1 protein-coding gene is annotated in these 1,077 nt (G+C 59.5%); it reads left to right on the forward strand.

Features of this window, described 5'->3' with window-relative positions; translation table 11 throughout:
- Nucleotide 1: 1 nt before the first annotated feature.
- The coding region (gene tuf, locus M0654_RS22590; protein WP_248684995.1) for an elongation factor Tu at nt 2-1,077 on the forward strand (1,076 nt) is incomplete at its 3' end.

Here is a 1,077-nt window from a genome sequence, read left to right on the forward strand (position 1 = left end):
AATGGCAAAGAGCAAGTTTGAGCGCAATAAGCCGCACGTCAACATTGGCACGATTGGTCACGTTGACCATGGCAAGACGTCGCTGACGGCGGCGATCACGAAGTACTTCGGCGAGTTCAAGGCCTATGACCAGATTGATGCTGCGCCGGAAGAAAAGGCACGTGGCATCACCATCTCGACGGCGCACGTTGAGTACGAGACGGCCAACCGCCACTATGCGCACGTCGACTGCCCCGGCCACGCTGACTATGTGAAGAACATGATCACCGGTGCCGCACAGATGGACGGCGCGATCCTGGTTTGCTCGGCTGCTGACGGCCCGATGCCGCAGACCCGCGAGCACATCCTGCTTGCTCGCCAGGTTGGCGTTCCGGCCATCGTCGTGTTCCTGAACAAGGTTGACCAGGTTGACGACGCCGAGCTTCTCGAACTCGTCGAGCTGGAAGTTCGCGAACTTCTGTCGTCCTACGACTTCCCGGGCGACGACATTCCGATCATCAAGGGTTCGGCACTTGCTGCTCTTGAAGATTCCGACAAGAAGATCGGCGAAGACGCGATCCGCGAACTGATGGAAGCTGTTGACAGCTACATCCCGACGCCTGAGCGTCCGATCGACCAGCCGTTCCTGATGCCGGTTGAAGACGTGTTCTCGATCTCCGGCCGCGGCACGGTTGCCACGGGCCGCGTTGAGCGTGGTATCGTCAAGGTTGGCGAAGAACTGGAAATCGTTGGCATTCGTCCGACGACGAAGACGACCTGCACGGGCGTTGAAATGTTCCGCAAGCTGCTCGACCAGGGCCAGGCTGGCGACAACATCGGCGCGCTGCTGCGTGGTGTGAACCGCGACGGCATCGAGCGTGGTCAGGTTCTGTGCAAGCCGGGTTCGGTCAAGCCGCACAAGAAGTTCAAGGCAGAAGCCTACATCCTGACGAAGGAAGAAGGCGGCCGTCATACGCCGTTCTTCACGAACTACCGTCCGCAGTTCTACTTCCGCACGACGGACGTGACGGGTATCGTGACGCTTCCGGAAGGCACGGAAATGGTTATGCCTGGCGACAACGTCACCGTTGACGTCGA

The organism is Neorhizobium turbinariae (genome assembly GCF_023223505.1).
GTDB classification, from domain to species: Bacteria; Pseudomonadota; Alphaproteobacteria; order Rhizobiales; family Rhizobiaceae; genus Neorhizobium; species Neorhizobium turbinariae.